General features: G+C 67.5%; 23 protein-coding genes and 1 pseudogene. 8 read left to right on the forward strand and 16 right to left on the reverse strand.

The window, feature by feature from the left end; translation table 11 throughout:
* The first annotated feature begins 474 nt into the window (after positions 1 to 474).
* From ACHQ4I_RS42530 to ACHQ4I_RS42540, 3 genes are all read left to right on the forward strand, one after another.
* Positions 475 to 1,224: an N-acetylmuramoyl-L-alanine amidase-like domain-containing protein gene (locus ACHQ4I_RS42530; protein WP_476445424.1), complete on the forward strand. Its 750-nt coding sequence runs from the start codon at positions 475 to 477 to the stop codon at positions 1,222 to 1,224.
* Positions 1,225 to 1,302: 78 nt separating this feature from the next.
* Positions 1,303 to 2,295 carry an Acg family FMN-binding oxidoreductase gene (locus ACHQ4I_RS42535; protein WP_420777617.1) on the forward strand — a complete coding sequence of 331 codons (993 nt, stop codon included), beginning with the start codon at positions 1,303 to 1,305 and terminating at the stop codon, positions 2,293 to 2,295.
* Between the two features lie 101 nt (positions 2,296 to 2,396).
* The gene (locus tag ACHQ4I_RS42540; protein ID WP_420777618.1) at positions 2,397 to 3,719 is read left to right on the forward strand and encodes a phosphatase PAP2 family protein; all 1,323 of its coding nucleotides are present in this window, start codon (positions 2,397 to 2,399) and stop codon (positions 3,717 to 3,719) included.
* On the opposite strand, the gene ACHQ4I_RS42545 is transcribed toward ACHQ4I_RS42540, so the two are convergent.
* The 3 genes from ACHQ4I_RS42545 to ACHQ4I_RS42555 all read right to left on the reverse strand — a co-directional run bounded on the left by ACHQ4I_RS42545 (position 3,716) and on the right by ACHQ4I_RS42555 (position 5,987).
* Complete coding sequence (locus ACHQ4I_RS42545; RefSeq protein WP_420777619.1) at positions 3,716 to 4,240, reverse strand: hypothetical protein; 525 nt, start codon at positions 4,238 to 4,240, stop codon at positions 3,716 to 3,718. The two genes, ACHQ4I_RS42540 and ACHQ4I_RS42545, sit on opposite strands and share 4 nt — an antisense overlap.
* Before the next feature lie 98 nt (positions 4,241 to 4,338).
* A complete protein-coding gene (locus ACHQ4I_RS42550; protein ID WP_420777620.1) occupies positions 4,339 to 5,193 on the reverse strand; it encodes a 3-hydroxyacyl-CoA dehydrogenase in 855 nt (284 codons plus the stop codon).
* Positions 5,194 to 5,318: 125 nt separating this feature from the next.
* Positions 5,319 to 5,987 (reverse strand): TetR/AcrR family transcriptional regulator, encoded by a 669-nt coding sequence (locus ACHQ4I_RS42555; protein WP_420777621.1) that lies wholly within the window; start codon positions 5,985 to 5,987, stop codon positions 5,319 to 5,321.
* 106 nt (positions 5,988 to 6,093) lie between these two features.
* On the opposite strand from ACHQ4I_RS42555, the gene ACHQ4I_RS42560 reads away from it, so the two are divergent.
* From ACHQ4I_RS42560 to ACHQ4I_RS42575, 4 genes are all read left to right on the forward strand, one after another.
* Positions 6,094 to 7,089: an MBL fold metallo-hydrolase gene (locus tag ACHQ4I_RS42560; RefSeq protein WP_420777622.1), complete on the forward strand. Its 996-nt coding sequence runs from the start codon at positions 6,094 to 6,096 to the stop codon at positions 7,087 to 7,089.
* A gap of 166 nt (positions 7,090 to 7,255) precedes the next feature.
* On the forward strand, positions 7,256 to 7,519 hold the full coding sequence (locus tag ACHQ4I_RS42565; RefSeq protein WP_420777623.1) for a hypothetical protein: 264 nt from the start codon (positions 7,256 to 7,258) through the stop codon (positions 7,517 to 7,519).
* Between the two features lie 113 nt (positions 7,520 to 7,632).
* Positions 7,633 to 8,001, forward strand: a complete 369-nt coding sequence (locus ACHQ4I_RS42570) for a helix-turn-helix domain-containing protein (RefSeq protein ID WP_420777624.1) — start codon at positions 7,633 to 7,635, stop codon at positions 7,999 to 8,001.
* A gap of 32 nt (positions 8,002 to 8,033) precedes the next feature.
* Positions 8,034 to 8,597, forward strand: a complete 564-nt coding sequence (locus tag ACHQ4I_RS42575; protein WP_420777625.1) for a phosphatase PAP2 family protein — start codon at positions 8,034 to 8,036, stop codon at positions 8,595 to 8,597.
* 122 nt (positions 8,598 to 8,719) lie between these two features.
* On the opposite strand, the gene ACHQ4I_RS42580 is transcribed toward ACHQ4I_RS42575, so the two are convergent.
* The 4 genes from ACHQ4I_RS42580 to ACHQ4I_RS42595 form a co-directional block, all read right to left on the reverse strand.
* The gene (locus ACHQ4I_RS42580; RefSeq protein WP_420777626.1) at positions 8,720 to 9,313 is read right to left on the reverse strand and encodes a ClpP family protease; all 594 of its coding nucleotides are present in this window, start codon (positions 9,311 to 9,313) and stop codon (positions 8,720 to 8,722) included.
* Positions 9,310 to 9,915 (reverse strand): ClpP family protease, encoded by a 606-nt coding sequence (locus ACHQ4I_RS42585; protein ID WP_420777627.1) that lies wholly within the window; start codon positions 9,913 to 9,915, stop codon positions 9,310 to 9,312. Before ACHQ4I_RS42585 ends, ACHQ4I_RS42580 begins: the two co-directional genes overlap by 4 nt.
* Positions 9,916 to 9,990: 75 nt before the next feature.
* Complete coding sequence (locus tag ACHQ4I_RS42590; protein WP_062987807.1) at positions 9,991 to 10,266, reverse strand: DUF2277 domain-containing protein; 276 nt, start codon at positions 10,264 to 10,266, stop codon at positions 9,991 to 9,993.
* Between the two features lie 140 nt (positions 10,267 to 10,406).
* Positions 10,407 to 12,260, reverse strand: a complete 1,854-nt coding sequence (locus ACHQ4I_RS42595; RefSeq protein ID WP_420777628.1) for a hypothetical protein — start codon at positions 12,258 to 12,260, stop codon at positions 10,407 to 10,409.
* 217 nt (positions 12,261 to 12,477) lie between these two features.
* On the opposite strand from ACHQ4I_RS42595, the gene ACHQ4I_RS42600 reads away from it, so the two are divergent.
* On the forward strand, positions 12,478 to 17,040 hold the full coding sequence (locus ACHQ4I_RS42600) for a cation-translocating P-type ATPase (protein WP_420777629.1): 4,563 nt from the start codon (positions 12,478 to 12,480) through the stop codon (positions 17,038 to 17,040).
* A 750-nt stretch (positions 17,041 to 17,790) separates the two neighbouring features.
* On the opposite strand, the pseudogene ACHQ4I_RS42605 reads toward ACHQ4I_RS42600, so the two are convergent.
* The 9 genes and pseudogenes from ACHQ4I_RS42605 to ACHQ4I_RS42645 all read right to left on the reverse strand — a co-directional run.
* Positions 17,791 to 19,038: pseudogene (locus ACHQ4I_RS42605) on the reverse strand (complex I subunit 5 family protein); the annotation flags it as partial.
* Complete coding sequence (locus tag ACHQ4I_RS42610; protein ID WP_420777630.1) at positions 19,038 to 19,385, reverse strand: sodium:proton antiporter; 348 nt, start codon at positions 19,383 to 19,385, stop codon at positions 19,038 to 19,040. The gene ACHQ4I_RS42610 and the pseudogene ACHQ4I_RS42605, both read right to left, overlap by 1 nt.
* Positions 19,382 to 20,122, reverse strand: a complete 741-nt coding sequence (locus ACHQ4I_RS42615; protein ID WP_420777631.1) for an MnhB domain-containing protein — start codon at positions 20,120 to 20,122, stop codon at positions 19,382 to 19,384. The genes ACHQ4I_RS42610 and ACHQ4I_RS42615 overlap by 4 nt, the downstream gene beginning before the upstream one ends.
* On the reverse strand, positions 20,119 to 20,361 hold the full coding sequence (locus ACHQ4I_RS42620; protein WP_420777632.1) for a hydrogenase subunit MbhD domain-containing protein: 243 nt from the start codon (positions 20,359 to 20,361) through the stop codon (positions 20,119 to 20,121). The genes ACHQ4I_RS42615 and ACHQ4I_RS42620 overlap by 4 nt, the downstream gene beginning before the upstream one ends.
* Complete coding sequence (locus tag ACHQ4I_RS42625) at positions 20,358 to 20,654, reverse strand: monovalent cation/H(+) antiporter subunit G (RefSeq protein ID WP_420777633.1); 297 nt, start codon at positions 20,652 to 20,654, stop codon at positions 20,358 to 20,360. The genes ACHQ4I_RS42620 and ACHQ4I_RS42625 overlap by 4 nt, the downstream gene beginning before the upstream one ends.
* The gene (locus ACHQ4I_RS42630; protein WP_420777634.1) at positions 20,647 to 20,910 is read right to left on the reverse strand and encodes a monovalent cation/H+ antiporter complex subunit F; all 264 of its coding nucleotides are present in this window, start codon (positions 20,908 to 20,910) and stop codon (positions 20,647 to 20,649) included. The genes ACHQ4I_RS42625 and ACHQ4I_RS42630 overlap by 8 nt, the downstream gene beginning before the upstream one ends.
* Positions 20,911 to 20,915: 5 nt before the next feature.
* Complete coding sequence (locus tag ACHQ4I_RS42635; RefSeq protein WP_420777635.1) at positions 20,916 to 21,386, reverse strand: Na+/H+ antiporter subunit E; 471 nt, start codon at positions 21,384 to 21,386, stop codon at positions 20,916 to 20,918.
* Positions 21,383 to 21,955, reverse strand: coding sequence for a hemerythrin domain-containing protein (locus ACHQ4I_RS42640; protein ID WP_420777636.1), 573 nt, complete (start codon positions 21,953 to 21,955; stop codon positions 21,383 to 21,385). Before ACHQ4I_RS42640 ends, ACHQ4I_RS42635 begins: the two co-directional genes overlap by 4 nt.
* Entirely contained in the window at positions 21,952 to 23,757 is a 1,806-nt protein-coding gene (locus ACHQ4I_RS42645; protein ID WP_420777637.1) for a thiamine pyrophosphate-requiring protein, read from the reverse strand. Before ACHQ4I_RS42645 ends, ACHQ4I_RS42640 begins: the two co-directional genes overlap by 4 nt.
* Positions 23,758 to 23,864: the final 107 nt, after the last annotated feature.

Raw genomic sequence — 23,864 nt, forward strand, 5'->3', positions numbered from 1 at the left:
CGACGCCGCGGCCCGCCACGCACGGAGACCCCAGCCGTAGCTGGGGTCTCCCGTGGTCGCACCGACCGTTGTGCGAGTCGAAATCTCTGCACCCCGGCCTCGATGAGTGAGCCTGCCACATCCGCTCGGAATCGGCGCGCTGAGGGCGGCCCGCAGCACGCCTGGTCACGCACGTGCATCTGTACGACCGCAACCATGCCGCTCCTGCAGGCGAGACAAGCCGCCCGAGGCCGGTCTGAGATAACGAAATGGCAACATCGAGACAGGACCGTGACCAAACTGTTCGACTCGGAATGTACGACTCGCGACGGAAGCCACAGCGGGATCATCAAGAGGCCGTGGCATTTTCGAGTTCGAGTCCGGTTTTTCCCGGCGTCCGGACTACCGTTGCAGCAGACCGTTCACCCTGCTGGAGGCCTCTTGCGCACCATCGCCCGCGTACTGCTCGTCGTGCTGGCGCTCGTCGGTATTTCCATGACGACACTGCCCACGGCGGTCGGCACCCCGACCACGGCCATCGATGACGTCACCGCGCGGAAGATCGATGAGTTGCTGGCATTGCGGGCCGCATCGCCGGGTGCGCGCAAGGGTGAGTTGATCGACCTGCTGTCGAGTCGTCTCCTCGGCACGCCGTACGGCGCGGATATGCTCGTCGGCTCGGCGAGTCAGCCCGAACAGCTGGTCATCGACCTGCGGCGGGTGGATTGCTTCACCTATCTGGACTATGTCGAAGCGCTCAGCCGGTCGACCGACCGGGACCAATTCGTGGCGAATCTGATCGAGACCCGCTACACCGACGGCCGCGTCGAGTTCGGGCAGCGCAAACACTTCTTCAGCGATTGGTCGCATACCGCGCGCATCGCCGCCACCGATATCACCGCGACGCTGAGTCCCGCCGCGGTGACGATCGGGAAGCACCTCAACGCACGCGCCGATGGCGGAAACTATCTCCCCGGGCTGCCGGTCGTCGACCGCGATATCACCTACATTCCCAGCTCGGCCGTGGACGACAAGGTCATCGGCCAACTCCGCACCGGCGACTACATCGGCGCCTACGCCGACCAGCCCGGCCTGGACGTCACCCACGTCGGCATCTTCGTGATGACCCCGACCGGCCCGGTCTTCCGCAACGCCTCCTCCCTTGCCGACAATGACAAGGTGGTCGACTCCCCCTTCGCCGACTACGTGCGCTCGACCCCCGGCATCGTCGTGCTGCGCGCATAACCGCCGGTGACCATGGGCCGCACAGAAGCGGCGTAAGGCCATTTCGCCCCGGGCATCCTGCGACGATACTTGATAGGTATGACCGACAGCCTTAGTTCCGTACCGGACGAATCGACGGTGCTGGCGGCCATGCGCCTGGCCAGCCGGGCACCGTCGGTGCACAACACCCAGCCGTGGCACTGGGTGTTCGACGGTGCCCGGCTGCACCTCTACCGCGACGACGACCGGTTACTGACCTCGGCGGACCCGATGGGCCGGCAGTTGGTGATCAGCTGCGGTGCGATGCTGCACCATGTGCGCACCGCCTTGGCCGCACAGGGTTGGCACACCGATACCACGCGTCTGCCCGACTCCGAACGCGCCGGTTATCTCGCGGTGGTCGAGCTCCGGCCGTGGCCGGATCCGCCGAGCGGCGTATTGACCCGCGCCGATGCCATCGAACGGCGACGCACCGACCGGCTGCCGATGGCCGCGCCAGCGGGCTGGCCGCAGCTCGTGCACATCGCGCGGATGCTGGTGACGCCCCATGACGTGGAACTCGACATCCTCGACGAGAGCGCAAGGACCGCGCTGGCGGCGGCGTCCGAGCAAGCGACCGCGACCCGCCGATACGACCTGGATTATCAGACCGAATTGCACTGGTGGGCAGGTCATTCCGGCGATACGGAGGGCGTGCCGCGCGAGGCCCTGGTCTCCGATGCCGAATCCGCTCGCGTCGGCGTCGGACGTGCGTTTCCGACCGCCCCGCATTCGGAGCGGCGCGGCGCTCTCGACGATCACGCGGGACTGCTGGTGCTCAGCTCGCCGGGCGACTCCGTCGCGGCCTGGCTGCACACGGGCGAGGCGCTCTCGGCCGTCCTGCTGGAATGCACGTCGGCCGGCTTGGCGAGCTGCGCGCTGACCCACATCACCGAATTGCCCGAGGTGCGAAAGGCCATCGCGGGAATGCTCGCCCACCCCGGTATCCCACAGGTCGTGATCCGCGTCGGCTCCGTACCTGGGGACGAACCGGAGCCCGCGCCGACGCCGCGTCGCGCGGTCAGCGAATTCCTGACGGTTCGGCACGAATAGCGGTACCACTCGACGGAGGTGTTCGGCCGTCTTCTTGCGGGTTCACAGATTCCGTTAATCGGCGGGCACGGTGGTGTTCACATCGTGTTTACGATGTCTGAATGCTGATCGACGCGCAAGGAAGTTCGAGTCCACCTGGCGAGGGAGTGGGCGTTGCGCGTCGGTTTCGAACTCGGTTGGTCTGGGGCAGCATCGCGGGCGCGGTTCTGGTGCTCATTGCCGGACAGCTCATGGCCGTGCATATCGATGCGCTCGGGCCGCTGACCAGCCTTTCCTGGGACTATGTAGGGCGGCCCAAGTCTGCGACCACGCCGTGGGCCGGGTTCTTGCTGGCGTTGATCGGGGTGTCGGGGCCGGTGCGGGTGCGCGCCTTGGCGGCCGCGATCGGCATAGACGTGATCTTTGTGATCATTCGGGCGATCGAGGGGCGGGCCTTCACCGTCGGCAATGGTCCGACCATTGTGCTGACCGCGCTGGCGGTGATCGCCGCGGTGCGGTGGACCGGCGCGCGGCGCGAAACCGCGCTGCGGACCATTGCGCTCGGTGCGCTGCTGATACTGGCGACCAAGGTCGGCGAGATCTGGTTGGACATCACCGCGTGGGCCTGCCCGATGGTGCTCGATCCCTATGCGGAACTCGCCGATCACGCGCTCGGGAATCCGTCGTGGCTGGTCGGGGCGGCGCTGGACGCGGCGGGGCCGGTGCCGTTGGGTGTGGTGCGGTGGGTGTATTTCGAGCTGCCGGTCGCGGCCATCGTGGTCGCCGCCTGGCAGCTGCGCAATGTGACGATCGGTGCGTGGCCGCGGCACTACCTGGTGCGGACATTCCTCACGCTGGGGGTGGTCGGCCCGCTGTTCTATGTGGTCTTTCCGGTGGCGGGGCCGGTGCTGGCGTTCGGGCCGGAGGGCCATGGCTTCGAACTCGCCGATGTCTGGCCGAATATCGTTCCGGCACTGCCGTCCTCGGTCGAATCGATGCCGTTCGACGGGATCACCCCGCGTAACTGCATGCCGTCACTGCATACCGCGTGGGCGCTGTCGCTGTTCATCCATTCCCGGCGCGGTCCGGCCTGGTTGCGCTCGGGTGGTGCGTTCTGGCTGGTCTGCACCCTGATCGCGACGCTCGGCCTCGGCGCACACTACGGTGTCGACCTCGTGGCGGGCGCGGCACTGTGCCTGACGGTCGAATCCGTTCTGCGCGATCCGGATCGGGGTTGGGACCGCGGTCGCGCGCGGGTGGTTGCCTTCGGTATCGCGACCTTCGCGGGCGTGCTCCTGTGCGTGCGCTACCTCGCACTGCCGATGGCGAACCATCCGTTCCCGTTCGGCGTCGCGCTCCTCGGCATCTTCGCCGCACTGGCATATACCTTCTACCGGACTTGGTTCGCCGAAGCGGACGTCCCCGAAAAGGTGTTGAGCCGCTAGCTCTTTCGCAGCGTGCCGGTAATGGCACCGCCCTGACCCGCGTGGTAGGTGACGGTGCCATCCGGTCGCAGCTCGACCGTCGATATGCCTTCTTCGCAGCCGACGCCGCCGGTCAGTCGCGCGGCGAACACGAGTTCGGTTTCGGTGCCGCTGATCATGCGTCCGATGCGATCGCAGCGGTTACCGGAGTTCTGATCGATATCCGACGAGGTGGCGACCTCCTCGGCATTCTTACCGGACTTGATGGTCAGCACGAGGTCATGCGCGGCACGACCATCGGTGACGACGCCCTTCCATTCGCCCAGAAAGACTTTCGGCACCGCCCACACCGCGGCCACCGGCGTCGTATCGCCGGGGCGGTCGACCGGGGCGGCGCTACTTGTCGAGTTGCCGTCGTCGAAGCCGACGACGAATGCCACGATCACAACCACCACGGCCACCACCGCGACGCCACCGATTACCCCGAGGCGCAGCAGCTTCGACCGCACCTCGTCATTCTTCGTCGACGAGTCCTGCCCCACGAGCCGAGTTTAGTTCGCCCTCCGGCGCCGGACCTCGCTTTCGGCTAGTGCAGATAGCCGAAACCCATTGCGTGCCACGCTGTCCACGCCAGGCGGCGCTATGCGGAGTACTTGTAGAAGCCCTCGCCGGTGGCGATGCCGAGCTTGCCCTTGTCGATGTAATTGGTCTTGAGCCAGGCCGCGAGCTGCTGCCCTTCCGCACCGCCGCTGACGAGGATGTTGTAAGGGGTGGTGAGGCCGATGACATCGAGAATCTGGAATGGCCCGTATGGCGCGCCGGTGCCGATCCGCCAGGTCTTGTCGACCGCCTCCGGTTCGGCGAAGCCGCCCGCGCTCAAGGACATGGCCGCGTTGAGCAGCGGCACGAGCAGCGAATTGAGAACGTAGCCGGCCTTTTCCTTGTGCAATTCGATCGGCTCCATACCGATCGCGGCGGCGAAATCGACCACGGCTCGGTGCACGTTCGGATCGGTCTCGGGGGTGCCCATTACCTCGGCGGTGTTGTACTTCCACACCTGATTCGCGAAGTGCAGCGCGAGGAACCTGTCCGGACGACCGGTGAAATCCTTCATATCGCTGGGCAGCAGAGTGGAGGAGTTGGTGGCGAAGATCGTCTTCTCCGGCGCGAGTTCGCCCAGCTGCTGGTAGGTCTGCTCCTTGATGGTGAGCACCTCCGGCACCGCCTCGATCACCAGATCGGCGTCCCGCACCGCCGCGGCGAGATCGGTGGTCAGTGCGATGCCCGCCGCGGTCTCCTCGGCCTTGCCGTCATCGGCGCCGGGCACCTCATCCCGATAGGTCGCCGCCAGCGCCGCCAAGCGGTCGCGGGCACCGGCCAGGGCTTCGTCGCTGATGTCGTAGGCGGTGACGTCGAATCCGCGGAACGCGGTCTGGAACGCGATCTGCGAACCCAGCACTCCGGTCCCGAGGACGGTCACCTTCCGGATGGTCATTGCTTGCTCCTTCCTCCGGGGCGAAGTTCGCCCCGCGTTCGCCAGCAGGGCCCTTGTTCAGCATGAGCCCATGATCGACAAGCGTCGAGGGCCCTTGGTCCACCTGGCTGGACCAAACGTCAGCGCTATCGGCCTAACACGGAATCGAGGAAGAAGTTCAGGTGGTCGTGGGCGCGGTGACGGCCTTCCGCACGGGCGGCGGGTGTGCCGTGCAGGTAGACCAATCGCACAAAACCCAAGGGGGCCAGCAACTCCCACATCAGGCTGTCGCCGGTCAGCGCACCCCCGCGCAGTCGGTCGGCTACCGTTTCGGTCAACTGTCCGCGCTCGGCCCAGATCGGGAAGTACGGCGCGAGGGCCGCGGCACCTTTGCCGATCATATCGGTGACCAGCCGGGGATCATTCGGAATTTCCTGGCGCAGCAGCAATTTGGTGAACTTGCGGGACGTGTCGGTGTCGAAGGTGGCCAGTATCCGGTCGACGATTTCGATCAGGAAGGCGCGCGGATCATCCGGTACCGCATCGGGGTCCGGGAGCATTTCGGCGATCACGGCGTCCACCGCGCCGACACCGGCCTGGGCGGTCAACTCCTGGTAGATCGCCTCCTTATTGGCGAAGTGCGCGTAGAGACCACCATCGGACAAACCCGCGGCGCGCGCGATCATCCGCACCGAAGTGGCGGCGTAGCCGTGCTCGACGAACAGATCCAGCGCGGCGGCCAGCAATGCCGCACGAGTGTCACCCGCCTCGTCCTTGCGCGGGCGGCCGACGCGACGCGGCGGGGTCACGGTCATGCGCTCAGGTTAAACGATCACCGCCTGGGCTAGTTAATAATCGATCGATCGATTAATATCGAGCTCGTCGACCAACAAGCAGTCGTTCATCGTGAGGATCACGCTGATGTCGAAACATCTACTGTCCAAAGAGATTTCGGAACGCCCGGCGGGCTATACCGGACCGAATCTGAGCCCTACCGGGTTGCGGTTGATCCCGCGCCCGATCGGCGAGGGCGTTATCGCGCTCATGGCCAATGTGCCGCCGAAGGACAACAACGGCGTCATCTTCGGCGACCGGGCCGCACTGATCATCGATGCGGGTATCACCCCGACCGTCGGTGCCCAGATCCGCAGTCTGGCAACCGATCTCACCGACGCTCCGCTGCGCTATCTGGTGAACACCACCTACCACGGCGATCACACGTTCGGGAATGCCGCCTTCGACGACCTCACCGTCATCACCTCTCGCGCCAACCGCGACAATATGCACGACCTCGGCTACGAGAAGGACATCCGCGCCCGCAATATGTACGGCGACGAGCAACTGTTCGGCGAGGTGACCCGCTGGCGGCTGCCGGATCTGACCTTCGAGTCAACGATGGAGATCGACCTCGGCGGCCGAACGGTGGAGTTGCATCACTTCGGTCCAGGCAACGGCCCCGGCGACATCATCGTCTACGTGCCGTCGCAGCGCACCGCCTGGACCGGAAACTTCCTGACCGGCGCGGGATCCGCGCACATGCTGTTGCAGGGTGGACCCGAGCCCTATATCGCCTCGCTGCGCGCCATGCAGACCGCCCTACCCGAATTGGCGACGATCGTCCCCGGCCACGGGCCGATGGGACGCGGCCGACGCTCGATCACCGCCCTCATCGACTACCTCGAACGCCTCCGCGACGAGGTATCGGCCGCCTTCGCCGCGGGCCGCACCCTCGACGAGACGTACGCGCTGTGCACCGATCCGTGGGCCACCGCACTCGATCCCGAATTCGCCGCTGCCCTGAGCGAATACGAGGTGCCGTTCGAGCTGGCCGAGCAGGGATTCCTCGAGCTCTGCCGAAACCTGCACCGCCTCAACATCATGACCACCTATCGCGTCTGCGAACGGCTCGCGGCGTAGTTATCGCGTGGCGCGCCCGGCGGCCGAGCCTGCCGATATGGCCGCCCAGCCAACTCACAGCCACGAGCTAGGGTGCGCAAATATCGAGCCTCCACGATTGTCCTGTCGGTCCGGTTCGAACGGCTCGATGGTCTCGGATCGAGACCCGACAACAGGAGGAACGTGGATGAAGATCAAGTCGAAGCTGGCGAAGGGTGCGATCGCGGGCGGTGTGCTGGTTGGTCTGTTCGGTGTCGGCGCCGGCGTTGCGAGCGCGGATCCGGGACCTGATCAGCGCCCGGCCGCCGAGCAGCAGCAGGGACACGATCAGCAGCGTGATGAGCACCAGGGACAGCAGCGGCCGGATCAGCATCAGGACCAGCAGCGGCCCGCTCCGCAACCCGCGGGACACGGATTCTGGCTGTTCGGCCAGTGGATCCCGCTGCCCTGATCTCGATTCGACGCGAAAGACCCTGTGTCCGTTCGGACATGGGGCCTTCGCGGTTTGTACGCCCAGAGCGTAATGATCGACCGGATCGGTGGTCGCGGTCGTACGCTCTGGATATGACCGAGCATCCGAGACTGCACTCGATCCCGGGCGGACGCGACGACCAGCCGAGGCACGCCGAACCACTGTGGCGTGAGGTGCTCGGCGAACGGCTGCGCACGCTGCGGCAGGAGCAGCGCGAGACGCTTGTCGAAACCGCTGGGCGAGCCGGCATTTCGCCGCAATACCTCTCCGAGGTGGAGCGCGGACGCAAGGAGCCGTCGAGTGAGATGATCGCGGCCCTGGCGGGAGCGCTCGGCACCACCCTCTTCGATCTGACCGCACAGGTGGCCGACGAATTGCGCGCATACCGTCGTCCCGCCTTCGCCCGGCAGTCCGCACCGCGCGCCAGCGCCACACCCACTCTCATGGTGCTGGCGGCCTGAGTACCGAACTCATCGAGTCGCCGGTAGTCACAGTGGGATTCGACGAGAGCATCATGCGCGTCGTCGCCGAGACGCGCCAGGATGCGTTGACGCGGGCGATCCGGGTGCTCGGCGATGCCGGAGTCGGCATCGAGGTGCTCGGGTTGCTCGCGCTCGCCGGGATGGCGGCCGTGGTCGTGACCAGGAGTTGGCGCGTCGGCGGAGCCGCGGCCGCCAGTCTGGTGCTCGCCGACGTCATCGCGCACAACTTGAAGCTGGCGATCGGACGACCGCGCCCGAGGGGAGACCTGACGGTGTGGCCCGAGATCCAGGGCTGGGCGATGCCGTCGACCCACGCGGCCGCCACCTCGGCATTGGCGATGGCCGTATTCCTGGCCGTGAACTGGGAATCGGCCCGCACCCGTCGCGCCGCGGGTACGGCACTCGCCGCGGCGGTGGTGTTCATCGGCGGGTGCATGGTGTACCTCGGCGCACACTGGCCGACCGATGTCCTCGTCGGCTGGCTGCTGGGTGCGACCGTCGGCGCGGCCGTCACCTGGACAGCCCGCCGCGTGCTACCGACGCGACAGCCGCGCGCCGCCCGGATGCAGCCCTAGTCCCCGGCGCCGCCCTTCCCACTCCGGCTGCTCACCGAGCGGAGTGATATGGCGGTCGGATGCGGCGTGTCCGACCACCATTCGACTACGCTCGCCGGAACTGCCCGGCCCCAAAGGCGGCACTAGTCCGCGCGTGAGCCCAGTACGTTGTCGACGAGGCCGTAGTCGACGGCCGCCTGCGCGGTGAATACGCGATCGCGGTCGGTGTCGTGACGCAGTCGCTCCGCCGTTTGCCCGGTGTGTCGAGCCAGGATCGACTCGATCTCGGCGCGCATCCGCACCAGCTCGTCGGCCTGCAGAATCAGGTCGGGAATCGCGCCCTGGCCGCGGGCGGCGGGCTGATGCAGAACCACGCGGGCGTGTGGCAGCAGGGATCGGCGACCGGGTGCGCCGCCGGCCAGCAGGACCGCCCCGACCGCGATGGCCTGGCCGACACAGGTCGTGAGCACCGGAGCCTTGATGAACTGCATGGTGTCGTAGATCGCGAGCATCGCGGACAGGTCGCCGCCCTCGCAGTTGATGTAGAGGTTGATGTCCTGTTCCGGACTCTCCGACTCCAGATGCAGCAGCTGCGCGATGAGCGCATTGGCCACGCCGGAGTCGATCGGGGTGCCGAGGTAGACGATCCGCTCGGCCAGCAGGTGCGAGTAGATATCGGTGATACGCTCGCCGCCGCGCGGATGCTGGGCGATCACATTGGGAATGGTGTAGGTCATGCCGAGATTCCGATCCGCTGGCGCTGGGGCACGATCTGCCCGAACGAGTCCACGATGTGGTCGATGAAGCCGTACTCCTTGGCCTGCGTCGCGCTGAACCAGCGGTCGTGCAGCGAATCGTCGTAGATGCGGTCGTAGGGCTGCCCGGTGTCCCCGGCGATGATGCCGAGCACGGTCTCCACGGTGTAGCGCAGGTCATCGGCCTGCACCTCGACATCGACGGCACTGCCGCCGATTCCGGCCGACCCCTGATGCATCAGCACCCGTGCGTGCGGCAATGCGAAGCGCCGCCCCGGCGTTCCCGAGGACAAGAGGAATTGCCCTGCGCTGCAAGCCAATCCGAGCGCCAATGTGGATACCTCGCACGGCACCAGCCGCATCACATCGCGAATGGCGAGCATCGCGGGCACCGAACCGCCCGGGGAATGGATCCACAGCGAGATTCCGGACTCGGCGTCCTCGGCCGCCAATGTGAGCAGCTGAGTCATCAGCAGCGTGCCGTTATCGTCGTCGAGGGCGCCGTCGAGCACCAATATCCGCCTGCTGAGCAGCTGCTCCCTGGCGCGCCAACTGAACATCGGTGTCTTGTCATCGTGAGCCATGACTCCACCGTGCCCGGCGCGCACCCCGAAAATCTCGCCGCGCTGCCCTCAGCAGATCTGCTCAGAGCAGCGTGGTCAGTCGTGTGAATGCGCGTGGATGCGCGCCTGCACCTCGGGCCGCCGCAGCGGCGGCACGGTCTTGGGTGGAACCTTGCGATCGGGCAGTTGTTCGAGCAGCCGCATGGTCGCGGCCGCGATATCGGCGACGGCGGCGTCGACCGCAGGCCGCGTAGCTGCGGAAATGCTGGACAACCCGCCCACCTTGCGCACGTACTGCAATGCCGCAGCATGCACTTCTTCCGGCGTCGCCGCAGGCTCCAGCCCACGCAGGGCAGTGATATTTCGGCACATACTCCGAGGCTAACGCCCCGCCCACCGGCATTGCACCGATCACCATCGGTCGGGGACCGCCCGCTCGGCCGCTGTCGCGCGCCGCGCATGTTCCGTCCGGCGAATTCGTGCGTGGCGTGCGGCGCCCCAGCAAGCCGCGGTCAGCGGGTTGCCCTCGGCACGGTGGAGGGCGCCGATTCCGCGCGTGCGTCGCGCCGGTAGGCGAGGTCGATGCGGGCCGCGCCCCAGGACAGCGCCCAGATGAGTGTCAGGGAGCAGATGAGTACGACCAGCGATGCCACGGTGTATAGCCATGCGGGGTGGTCGAAGGAGCGTTCACGTTGCAGGACAGTGATTTCCGGGACGAAGGGGCGGGTGAACTCGTCGAGGGCCGGAACTTCGGCCGCTCCGATGCCGCGGTCGTGCGGCATGTAGATGGGCAGTGCGGTCAGCATTCGTCCGTCGTGCAGCCGCAGGATCGTCTTCCAATTGCCGTATGCCGGAACCGGTTCCGTACTGATGTAGTGGCCCTGGCCCACGCGACGCAGTTGATCGATCACCAGTCCGCGTCCGGGGCTGGACGAACCGGTGCCGCCCTGCCAGGACAGAATCTGCACCCACTCCGGATCCGGGCCGACCAGATCCACCGGTGTCAGTGTGACGTCCGCGGTCACCATGCGGCCGCTGTCTACCGGTGCCGAATTGTGCAATTGGACTGTCGCGGAGGCATTTTCGGGAACATCGACGCGGAGTCCATTCGCGGTCGCGGCTGCCGCGATCAGCATCGCCGCGACAACGATGCCGCGCCGAACCGCGGGACGCGGTAGCTCCTCGCCCCGCAGGACCATGCCGAGCAGCACGCCTACCGCACCGCCCGCGATACCCACCGGCACCGCCATCGTCAACAGCTCCGGCCAATTGCCGTGCGGCCAAGGATTCACAAACATCCTTGCGACCCACAGTGATTCGAGCCAGAGTCCGAAGGTCGCCGCGACGAGTCCGGTGAGCGCGCCCCACCACACCGGCCGACTGATCCCCGGCAACAACGCCATCAACTCCACGACAAAGGCGATACCGAGATAGAGCGGAAAGACATTGTGCGGGGCGCCGAGCAGCGGACCGACCAGCACCGCGACGAGGGTCCGGACGAAGATCGCGAACACCACCGCCGCCAGCGCGCCGCCGCGACCCAGCGTATAGCGCGCCGAGATCAGCGCGATCGTACTCGCGGCCGCGATCAGCATCGGTTGGAAGACGAGGCGGAATTGTTCGACACCGAAATCGAATTCGACCTGGTACACCGAGAGTCCGATCAGCAGGCCGCCGAAGGCGAAGGTGCGGAACAGCCACATCAGTGGCCCGTCGGCGCGATCCGGATCGGGCCGGTCGAGGCGGCCTTCGAACTCCAGCAGCAGCACCGCGACCAATGACAACCCGGCCCCGCCGATCAACATCAGATGCGTCGGACCCCACAGCGTGACGTCTTGGCCGAACAGCCGGTGCCAGATGTCGTCGAGCGGGAATCCGATGAGGGCGTATAGCCCAGCGCCCGCCATCAGCACGCCGCCGACCGGGGCGTACCAGTCACCGGTGATCCGAATCGCGGCCGGACCGGGCTTATCGTCCAGCGGCAGCACGATCGCCAGCATTCCGGCGATGAACAGGAAGAACAGTCCGATCATGATGAAGTAGTGCGCCGGATTCGCCAGCGGCCCGGTATCGCGGCCCCTGCCGATGTGCAGGCTCACATCCCAGATGAAACCGAACAGCGCGGTGAGGATGGTGGCGATGAACAGCGCCACCGGCAGCGCGACCCAGCCGGGCCGGTTGGCCACCTGTCCCAGCTGATCGGCCGCGGTTCGCAGCCAGGTGATCCGCCGGGTGCGGTGCAGATATGCCACAACCAACAATCCGGCCGCGATGACGATCGCGGTGCCGGTCAGCACCGCGACCTGGTCCAATGCGGCTCCACCGCCCTCGGCCCCCCGCGCGAGTACCGCGGTTATCGACCTCATGACAAATCGCTTTCCAGATTGAGGCGCCGATCGCCGAGTTGCTGTGTTCGGACCGCGCCTCTGACCCTGCTGGACGCAGCAACTCCGCACTGCTTCCGAACGTCGACTTCGCTGTTCGCGTACCCGCTCGCGGGGCCGCCAATCCGGACCTATGCGCCCTCCCGCCAGATACTTTCGGTGCCAGTTTGCAACCGCCTATGCCGGGTAGTTGCCGAATATGGGCAGATCTGCGTTGTCGCCGTGGTGGATCGAGGCGTCGACGGCGGCGGTGACCGGTGCGGTGCGCACCGGGGTTTCGACGGCTGTCGGGTTGGGCGTGCAGCTCGCCGAGGTGCCGTTGCATGCGGTGGAGGCGGTGACGAACGCCGCCGGGGCGGTGGTCGATACCGCCTCGGTCGGGGCGGAGGTCTTGGCGCCCGGCCCGGACAACCAGTTGAGTGACGATCTCCGGGACCTGGTCGACCCACATATGCAACGAGCCAACCGACGGGTGGCCCTACACGACGACCAAGCGACGATCGAGGTGCGCGGCCTGCGCACCAAACGCGGCGCGGCCGTCGCCCGGAAATTGGACGAACGGCTCAGCCACGTCCGCGGCGTCCGGTGGTCGCACGTCAATGCGGTGACCGGCCGAGTGGTCGCCACCATGCGCGATGGCGCGGCCGGACTGCCGGAAGTGCTCGCTGTCATCCAGGAGGTCGAGAAGGCCAACCAAGTCGCCGAACTGGACTGGAGTCGGGCCGAGGAGTACCCCGAGGATCGGGAAGCATTGCTGACGGCCGGAATTCAGGTGGCGAGCGAGGTATGCGCGATCGCGGTGTCCACGGTCGCCTGGGCGCTACCGCTGCGCGCTCCGATGCGCGCGGTGCGGGCGATCGCGGCGTTCACCGATACGCAGCCCCGCGTGCGCGCCATGCTGGAATCGCGGCTGGGGCGCGCGCGTACCGATACGGTGCTGACGGTCGTCATGGCGGCCGGAACCGCATTCGGCGAGGATGCGGCCAACGGGAGCGCGAATCTGCTGGCCGATGCCGCGCAGCGCACCTTCCTGCTGACCGAGGCAGTCGCCCAGCGCCTGCAATGGCGCAGCTGGGAGGGCGATCTGGTGCGACGCGAATACCCTGGCGTCGCCGATCCGCTGCCGGTCTACACCCGGCCGGCCGAGCTGCCGCGCGGACCGATCGAGCGGGTCGCGGACGAGACGGCCGCCGGATCACTTGTCGGCACCGCGGGGCTGCTCAGTCTCGGCCGACTCAGCGATGCGGCCGACGCTCTCGGGCTCGGCGCACCGAAGGCGGCGCGGGCCTGCCGTGAGGCATATGCCGCCACGGTGTCCACCGTCCTCGCGCGGGCGGGTGTGCTGACCCTGCATCGGGGCGCATGGCGCAGATTGGACCGGTTGACCGCACTGGTCGTCGACGGCGAGGCGCTGCTCACGCCACGTCGGCTGGTGCTCGACGCGGAATCGGCCGATGACGAATGGTCGGCCGCGCAGGTCTGGAGCGCGGCGCAGCGACTGTTGTGGGCGGCGGAGTCCGCTGCTGTCGAGGAAGAAGAAGGATCGCCACGGCTGGTCCATCCGAAGACCGGGACGCCTGATACCGGCGCGACGGTCCGTCCGGTCTGGCGTGATCTGCGCGACGGCGACCGCACGGTCGGGCGGGTACTGGTCGGGCGCGAACTCGACCCGAGCGCGCACGATGTGCTGACCTCGGCGCGGCGAGCCGGGTTGCGGGTGATTCTCACCGCCCATGAGGATGCGGCCGAATTGCGTTCGCTCGCTGATGAATTCGTCTCGGCGGCGGCGTCGACCAGTAAACTCGTGCAGCGCCTGCAGCAGGACGGCCATGTGGTCGCGGTGCTGAGCCCGCGCACGCACAAGGCATTGGCCCGAGCCGATGTGGCGATCGGATTGTCGAGTCCCGACCACGGCGAACCATCGTGGGCCGCCGACGCGCTCTGCCGCGATCTGGATCAGGTGCAGCGGATCCTGGCCGCGGTCGGTCCCGCCCGTCAGGTCAGCGAACGCGGCCGCACCCTGGCCCTGTCGGCGTGCGCACTCGGCGGGCTGCTGCTCGCCGTCGCGCCGACCCGAAACACCCGTACCACGCCGATGCTCGCCGCACAGTGGACCGGCCTGGTGACCGGGGCGTACAGCGGCGTTCGAGCGGTCAAGAGCGCACCGCCCGCCGCTCTGGCACCTCTATTGCCTTGGCACGCACTGGAATCCGGCGAAGTACTCGATCGTCTCCCGAAACCGCCGCCGATCCACCAGCGGACCACGCCGACCCGAGCCGAACGGGGCGTGATCGCAACGACTTTCGCGCCGGTCACATCGTTCGCCCGCCACCTGCGCCATGAGCTGGACGATCCGCTGACGCCGATCCTCAGTGTCGGCGCCGTCGCCACCGCGATCCTCGGCGCACCGTCCGATGCCGTACTGCTCGCCTCCGTGCTCACCGTGAACGCGGTGGTCTCGGCCCTGCAGCGCCAGCGCGCCGAGAGCGAACTGCAGGATCTGCTCGCGGGCGAACAGCTCACCGGCCAAGTGGTCGACCGTGCGGATGTGCGGGAGACCGAACCGGCCGAAATCTCGGTGCCCGCGGCCCGTCTCGCCATCGGCGACGTGCTGGCCGTGCACGCGGGCGATGTGGTGCCCGCCGATGCGCGACTGCTGCGCGCCGACGAATTGGAAATGGACGAATCCGGTCTGACGGGCGAATCGGTGACGGTCGAGAAGCAGCTCGCGGGCACGCCCGGCGCGGCGCTCGGTGAACGCACCTGCATGATCTTCGAGGGCAGCACCGTGGTGAACGGCACCGGCCTGGCCGTCGTGGTCGCCGTCGGCGCCGGAACCCAGGCCGGTCGCGCCGCCGCGGGCGCGGTCCCGCCGGATAAGGGCGGCGTGCAGGCCCAGCTGCGCCAACTCACCGATCGCGCGCTGCCGCTCACCCTCTCGGGCGGCGCGGTGGTCACCGCACTCGGCGCGCTGCGCGGGCGGGTGCTGCGCGCCGCGATCGCCGACGGCGTCGCGGTCGCGGTGGCCGCGGTGCCGGAGGGGCTGCCCTTGGTCGCCACCGTTGCGCAGCGGGCGGCCGCGCGCCGGCTGTCGCGCTACGGCGTGCTGGTCCGGGCCAGCCGCACCGTCGAGGCGCTCGGCCGCGTCGACACCCTGTGTTTCGACAAGACCGGCACACTCACCGAGGGTCGGCTGCGGCTGACCATGCTGGCCGATCTGGACCAACGGTGGCAACCCGACGACAACTCAGACGACGCGCGCCGCCTGCTGCGCGCCGCCGCCCGCGCCTGCCCGGATCCGGACGACGGACCGGTAATGCACGCCACCGACCGCGCCGTGCTGGACGCCGCCGAAATCCTGGGCGACGACGGGGATCGTTGGGATCCGATCGACGAGGTTCCGTTCGAGTCCAACCGTGGCTATGCCGCGACGCTGGGCCAGACGACGCGCAAACTGCGCCTGATCGTCAAGGGCGCACCCGAAGTGGTACTCCCCCGCTGCACCAGAACGCCGGCCGCGGAACCGTTCTCGCAGCAGGTGCGCAAGCGCGCACAGCAGGTCATCGATGAGCTCGCCGAAGAGGGCCTGCGCGTGCTGGTCGTGGCCCGCCGCGACCTGTCCCGCGAACCCGATGATGTCGAACACGCGGTCCACGAACTCACCCTGCTCGGCTTCCTCGGCATCGCCGATACCCCGCGGCCCCAGACACTGCCGCTGGTGACGGCCTTGCAGGACAACGATATCGGCGTGCGCATGATCACCGGCGACCATCCGGTCACGGCGGCGGCGGTGGCCCGACAACTGGGCATCGCCGTGGATACCGTCACCACCGGCGCCGATCTGGATCGCCTCGACGACACCGGACAGGCCGAGCTCATCGAACGCAGCACCGTCTTCGCCAGGGTCGATCCGGAGCAGAAGGTGCGCATTGTCGCCGCACTGCGCCGCAACGGACATGTGGTCGGCATGACCGGCGACGGCAGCAATGACGCCGCCGCCATTCGCAGCGCCGATATCGGAATCGGTTTGGCCGCACGCGGATCCGCGGCCGCGCGCAATGCGGCCGATCTGGTGCTCACCGAGCCGGATCCGCTGGCGCTGTTGCACGCGCTGGTGGAGGGGCGCGGTATGTGGCAGCGCATCAACGAGGCCGTCGGCGTGCTGGTCGGCGGGAATGCCGGGGAGATCGCGTTCACCATCTACGGCACCGTGGTCGGTGGGCGGGCGCCGCTGGGCACCAGGCAGTTCCTGCTGGTCAACATGCTCACCGACATGTTTCCCGCACTGGCCCTGGCCCTTTCGCCGGATCGCGACAGCCCGGACCCGCACGACGCGGAGCACGGCGCCGAGCAGCGTGCGCGGCAGCTGGCCGAAATCCCCGCTGCCCACTTGGGTTCCGATCTGACCCACACCATCGCGGTACGCGGCATCGCCACGGCGGCTGGCGCGTGCACCGCCTGGACCATCGGCCGCTACACCGGGACGCGGCGGCGGGCGGCCACCATCGGGTTGGTCGCGCTCATCGGTACCCAACTCGGGCAGACGCTCATCGCCGGATACCGCAGTCCCCTGGTCTGGCTCACCACCGCGGCCAGCGGCGCGGTACTCGGCACGGTGGTCATGGTTCCCGGTCTATCCGCCTATTTCGGCTGCACGCCACTGGGTCCCGTCGGCTGGACCATCGCCAACACCTCCGCCGCCGCGGCCACCGCGGGGTCGACCGTGCTCCCCCGCCTGCTGCCCGGCGCTGTCGAGGGCTGACCACGCCGCTACACCCCCAACACTCGACCACACCAGCCCACCAGCTGACCACGCCGCCACGCCCCCAACACTCGACCACACCAGCCCACCAGCTGACCACGCCGCCACGCCCCCAACACTCGACCACACCAGCCCACCAGCTGACGACGTCGGTACGCCCCCGTACTCGACCACATCAGTACAGCCAACCGCTGCCGACCAGTCCGGCGACGGCAGCCGTGCCGAAGACCAGCCAGGCGGCATAGTCGCCGACATGCCCGCTGTGTAACCGATGCAATTCGGTAACCACCACGGCCGAATCGGCGGCCTTCCGCGTGCGCGCAGAGTGCCGAAATGCAGCGCTGCGAATGCCATGAGTACAGCCAGGGCGGTGGACAACAGACCGAGCGCCAAGCCGCCGCCGGTCCACTCGATATGCGGGCCCGCACCGGGGTGACCATTCGGATTGCCGATCAGCGCCGCCGCCCGGTATGCCTCGGGATCGACGAAGGTCGCGGCGGCGGGACCAATGGCGCTGGTGAATCCGGTTGGCAGACCTAGCAATAGCGCGACCGTCAACAGACCCAGCACCGCACCCATCATGGTGACCGGTGTCCGGTCCCGTGGCGCGGCGATATCGGGCTGCTCGTGCTCGCCGGTGGTCTCCTCGGCGTCGAGCTTGTCATCCGGTACCGCGCCGACGCCGAAACAGACGCGCAGTCCCGCGCGCAAGGCAGCGCCACCGGTCACCGCCGATACCACGATCACCAGCGCGACCAGGAAAATCGATGCGCCGGATTCCTCCAGCAATGCCTTGCCGAGCCCCGCGCCGAACGGCGGCAGCCCCGCGAGGATCAATGCCGAAAGGACGAACAGCACACCGATGGTCCGCTGACCGCGCGCACGGCCGTGCAAGCTGAACTCGTCCACGCTGCGATATCGGGACAGCAGAATGCCGGTCAGCAGGAACAGCGCGCCCTTCACCGCGGCGTGGCCGCCGAGATACAGCACCGACGCGGCGACACCGAGCGGCGACAGTGCGGCCAGACCGAGCAGGAAAAGCCCGATATGCGCGATGGTCGAATACGCGAGCAGTCGTTTGATATGTCGTTGCAGCACACACATCACCGCGCCGAGCACGGCGGTGAATATCCCGAGCACCAACAACATTCGGCGCACTCCCGCAGCCGGTAGCACCGAGTCGAACACCGTCCAATACACCCGCGCCAGCCCGTAGACACCCAGCGGCGCCATCACCCCGGAGAACAGCACACAGACCGGCGAGGGTGCCACGGCGTGCGCGTCGGCCAGCCAGAAATGGAATGGCACCGTGGCCGCCTTGACCAGCCATCCGGTGGCGATCAGCACGAATGCCGCGAGGATGAGGGCATCACCGGGACGCCCTTGGACCGCGAGTCCCAACTGCGCCAGGCCGAGTTGTCCGGTCCGTGCGTACAACAGTCCGATCCCGAAGAGGCAGAGATACGCACCGAGCGAGTTGATCACCCCGAAATTCAGCCCGGCCTGAACGGATTCGGGCTCCTCGATTTTCAGCCCGGTCAGCGCATATGCCGCCACGCCCATCAACTCGAAGAAGACGAACATGTCGAAAAGGTCACCGGTCAGCGCGAATCCGGTCATCCCCGTCGCGAAAAGCAAGACCAGCGCCGGGTAATGCGCGTGCAGGCTGTCGAAGTAGTGCCACCCGAACAGCAATGCGGTCGTAGTGAGCAGCGCGATCAGCAGAGCCAGCGCGGCGCCGAGCCGATCGGCGACCAGCACGATGCCGACGGTGAGTCCCGGTCGCGGCTGCCACCCGCCGGACCACGACACCACCGTGCCCGTGCCCGTGCGATACAGCAACCATCCCGCCAGGACGGTCACCGCCAGCGCGGTCCCGGTGCCGATCACATCGATCAACAGCCTGGGCAGCACGCGCCCGGCGGCGATCAGCACACAGGAACCGGCCACCGGCAGCGCGATCAGGAGAGCCGGTAGAGCCTGATCGAACGCGCCCATCAGCCGCGCAGCGCGTGCAGTTCGTCGGGTACCACGGTGCCGTGCCGCTTGGCGATCTGCACGACCAGTGCCAGCAGTAGGGCGGTCACCGTCGCGGAGACGACGATGTCGGTCAGCGCCATCGCCTGCACCACCGGATCCACCGCGGGCGAACCCGGCGGATTGGCGGAGCCGAAAATCGGTGCGGACGCGCCCTTTTGGTAGCCGATCGCCAATAGCAGCACATAGGTTCCCGATTGCGCGATCGATACGCACACCACCGTGTGCACCAGATGCTGGCTGCGTACCACGCCGAAAATGCCGATCAGCAATAGCCAACCGGCGATCACATAGGGAAATACGGTCATCGCGACGTCCGCCTCTCGGTTGTCAGGTACTCGTCGAGGAACTGCGCCAGCAGGACGACGACGCCACTGCCGACCGCGAGACCGACCGCAACGCTGAACAGCGGCAGCGTGCCGGCCGACACCAGGCGGCCGAATTGCCCGAGCGGCAGCACATTCGCCAGAAACCCTGCGCCGCTCAATATTCCGGCGAGACCGAGCACCACCACCGTGCCCATGCCCGCCGCCTCGCCGAACTCGTACCAGGCCAGCGGACGCACCCGCCGCAGCGCGGGATAGCTGCCCGCCACATACAGCAGATGCAGGCCGGTCGCCAGCACCACCCCGCCCTGGAAGCCGCCCCCCGGCGTCAGATGTCCGTGCACGACCACATCAGCGCCGATGAGCAAGGTCACCGGCAAGAGGGCATAGCCGAGAAATCGAGTCGCCGCCCCGATGCGCCCGATATCGTCGGAATGTCGCTGCGGCCGATGCCCTTCCGGCCGCAGTAGGGTCGCCGCGCCGAGCACCGCGGCCACCAGAATGGCCTCCTCACCGAAGGTATCGAGTCCGCGCTGGTCGAAGTTGACCGAGGAGACCGCATTCGGGCTGTGCCGCTGCATCGCGGCCTCGACCGCGGCGTCGCGGTACGGATGGTCCATGCCGCCGAATGCGGGCATCCGCAGCAGGGCGAGTCCGAGCAGCACCACCAGTCCGGCACCGCCGACGAGGAAGATCACCAGGCGGGCAGTGCGATTCACGACCGTCGCCTCCGCTCGACCGCGCGCACGGTGAGCAGCACCATCAGCGGCACCACCGCGGTACCGACCGCGACCTGCGACAGCGCCACATCCGGCGCACCGAGCAGTAGGAACGGCGGCGCCAGCAGTGCGCCGAATACCGCGAGCGAGACCGCTTGCCGCTGTGGCCGAGCGGTCAGCACGACCACGGTGCCGGCCACCGCGACCAGCCCGAGCGTGATCACCAGCAGGGCATTCATTGCGGGCTCTCGATCCGGCCGTCGACGCGGGCATTGAGTCTGCCGATGGCCGCACTGAGCACCGGGCCGGTGAGCGCCAGCAGCACGAGGGTTACCGCGACGATGGCCGCGGTCAGTCCGGGTCCCTGCGCGATCAGCACGGCCACTGCGATGAATGGCCCGGTGAACGAGCTGATGATCGATGAATAGTGCAGTCGCGCATAGACCGAACGCGGCCGCAGCGCCGCCACCGAGGCGGCGACCGCGGCAAGGGTGCCGATCGCGAGCAGGGTGTCGACGACGAGGCTAGTCATCGCGCACACCCAACAGGCGCGTGAAGACCAGCGTGCCCGCGAACGAGAGCAGCACGAGCACCAGCGGCACGATCAGATAGTCCGGTCTGCCGAGGCCCAGGCTCAGCAGCACCAAGACGATGATCAACAGGGATCCGAGGAGTTGCAGTCCGACGAGCCGATGCGCCGCGGTACCCCGGCTGGACAGCAGCAAGGCCGGTACGATGCCACCGGTCAGCAGCACTCCGGATGCGAACAGCCAAGGCGCGGTGGACATATCGATCAACCCAGCAGCCGACGCAGCTTGGTCGCGGGTACCGGCAGGGCGTGCAGCAGCAGCCCTTCGTTTTCGGCGTCGACGACCAGCGATCCGGGTGTCGCCGAGAGCACACCGGTGATCAGTGCCGCGCGCGCGGCTTGCCGCGCCTTGTCTGCCGGTGCGCTGAGCTCGTGCTCCTCGAACCGCCCGACCGGCCTGCGGCGCGCCGTGATCCACAGGGCGGCCGTGCCATCGCGCACGATCGCGCCGGGCAGCGCTGCCAACAACCGCGGCACCCCGTCCGGTAGTCGCCAATGCCCCCGCACCGCGATACGTCCCACGCGTGCCGCCCAGGCCGCCGGTAGTGCGATCAAGCACGCCGCGATCAACTCATCGATGGCGATCGCGGTCAGGGTCGTCATCCAGACCAGCACCAGCGCCGCCCACCATCCGGCGACCTCCGCTGCCGCTCTGCCGCGGGCGCGCCCGGTCATGGGCAGGCTTCGTCTTGTCGGCGCCAGTCGCGCACCGCGTCGCGCACCCGGTCGAATACCGCCAGCGGCGGACCGACCAGCAGATTCGCCAGTGCGGATTCCCCGGCTCCCGGATGCGGTCGGGTGGGCGCGACCGCTTCGGCGGCGCGGACCGAACCCGCCATCCGCTCCAACTGATGCACCGAAAACTGCTGGCGCAGTAGGGAGAATTCCTCCTTCTCCTCATGGCTGGCATGTTCGACCACCGCGTCTGCGAATTCGGCCAGTTTGCCGTCGAAATCCGGATGGTCGACGCCGAGGTCGTAGAGGTCGGCGAGCGCGCGTTTGGCATGGTTCTCCTCCGCCAAGCGCTGTTCGACCATCTGGTCGGCCCCGAAAAGCGCACGGGCGGCGAGCGGATGGACGGCCTCCTCTTCGGCGCACTCGTGCACCGCGAGCAACCGAACCAGCTCGTTGAACAGCTCCGACTTATCGCCCTGTCCGGATTTCAGTTGGGCGAACAGGTCTTTGATCTGCTCATGCTGGGCCATCAGCACATCGACGACATCGTCGTAGGATTCGTCCATCATGGCGAGGGCCTTCCCGCGCGGTGTGGAATGAATTCCTGCGCTTTGGTTTTGGCGCCCTGCAGCATCAGATGCCAGCCCTCGGGATCACCGCGCATGATGGCCTCCGCGGTGTCCTTCATCTGCTCGTAGGTCGCATGCGGCGGGATCGGCGGCACCTCGGGATCGCAGCGGATGTCCAGCAGCACAGGACGATCCGCGGCGAGCGCTTGGGTCCATGCCTCGCCGAGGTGCTCGGGATCGTCGATCGCGAGCGACGGTAGCCCCATGCAGCGCGCGAGATCCGCGTATGACGTGTCCGGAAGTGTCTGCGACTCCGCGAATTTCGGTGCCCCACCCATCGCGCGCAGCTCCCAGGTGACCTGGTTCAGATCGTTGTTGTGGAAGACGCAGACGACCAATCGTGGATCGGTCCACTGCGGGTAATAGCGCTCGACGGTGAGCAGTTCGGCCAGGCCGTTCATCTGCATCGAGCCGTCGCCGACCAATGCGATCACCGGTCGGTCCGGATGTGCGAACTTGGCGCCGATGGCATACGGCACACCGGGGCCCATGGTCGCCAGGGTGCCGGAGAGCGAACCGCGCATACCGGCGCGGAACCGCAGACAGCGGGCGTACCAGTTGGTGGACGAACCGGAGTCCGCGGTGACGATCGCATTATCCGGAATCTGTTGCGACAGTTCCCAGACCACGCGCATCGGATTGACCGGTTTGGCCTGCAGCATCGCCTGCCGCTCGACCGTCTCCCACCAGCGGGCCACATTCTGCTCGACCCGCTCCCGCCAGGACCGATCCTGCTTGCGGCGCACCAGCGGAATGAGCTCGGCCAGTGTGGCTTTCGCGTCGCCGACCAGATTGACCTCGGTCGGATAGCGCATGCCGATCATGGTGCCGTCGATATCGATCTGCACGGCGCGCGCCTGACCGAATTCCGGCATGAACTGGGTGTACGGGAAATTCGAGCCGACGATGAGCAGAGTGTCGCAGTCGCGCATCAGTTCATAGCTCGGCCTGCTGCCGAGCAGTCCGATCGGGCCGGTGACGAAGGGCAGATCGTCGGGCAACACATCCTTGCCGAGCAGTGCCTTCGCCACACCGGCGCCGGTGAGTTCGGCGATTTCGACCACCTCGCGCACGGCCCCGCGTGCGCCCTGCCCGACGAGTATCGCGACCTTGGACCCGGCGTCGATGATCTCGGCGGCGCGTTCGATCTCGCCATACGGCGCGATGACCGTCGCGGTAACCGGATGCGGCGGGCTGGACGGCACCTGCTTGAAGGCGTGTTCGGGCGGCTCGTAGGGCTCTTCCTGCAGGTCGGCGGGGATGATCACCGCGGTGGGCCCGTGTCGGGTCATCGCGGTGCGGAACGCCCGGTCCAGCGCATTGGGCAGCTGACTGGAGACGTTGACCTCGACCAGATAGTCGCTGGCAACGTCCTTGAACAGGCTCTGCAGATCGACTTCTTGTTGATAGCTACCGCCCATCGCGCTGCGCGCGGTCTGACCGACGATGGCGACGACCGGGACGTGGTCGAGTTTGGCGTCGTAGAGGCCGTTGAGCAGATGGATCGCCCCCGGGCCGGAGGTGGCCGTGCAGACACCCACCTGACCACTGAATTTGGCGAATCCGGTGGCCTCGAAGGCCGCCATCTCCTCATGTCTGGCCTGGACGAACTGCGGATTGTTATCCGCGCGGCCGAAGGCGGCGACCAAGCCGTTGATGCCGTCGCCCGGGTATCCGAAAACGTGTTTCACGCCCCACTCCCGCAGGCGCTGCAGGACGTGGTCACCAACCTGTTGTGTCATGAGGAACTCCTGTTGGTATCCGGGTTGGTCAGAGCGGTGATACCCAGCGAATGGGCAGGCAATCAGCGGGTGTGCCCGGCCGGGGAGCGGGTAGCCGTCCTGTGCCG

The organism is Nocardia nepalensis (assembly GCF_048910785.1).
In the GTDB taxonomy this organism is placed as follows: Bacteria; Actinomycetota; Actinomycetes; order Mycobacteriales; family Mycobacteriaceae; genus Nocardia; species Nocardia nepalensis.